This window comes from Klebsiella sp. MS 92-3 (genome assembly GCF_000195655.1).
GTDB lineage: Bacteria > Pseudomonadota > Gammaproteobacteria > Enterobacterales > Enterobacteriaceae > Klebsiella > Klebsiella pneumoniae.
The window spans coordinates 19986-20202 of the sequence record NZ_GL882831.1 but is presented as its reverse complement, the minus strand read 5'-3'; positions in this window follow the sequence as shown (position 1 = coordinate 20202).

The following is a 217-nucleotide window of genomic DNA, read 5'->3' as shown; positions in this document are numbered from 1 at the left end:
GGGGGGGGGGGGGGGTTTTTCTTTTGCATGAATTGCGCGACGATGGCGCACTCAGTATCTCGTCATGTTTCCCGTCGCGGGCTTCGTCTTCTTTCTGAAGCGCTCCCCGGAGCGACAAATAGCACTTAAACGTAGGTCGGGTAAGGCGTTAGCCGTCACCCGACACAAAAGTGGCTCCGCGCCCGCAGTTCTTGCCCGGCGGCGCTGCGCTTGCGCG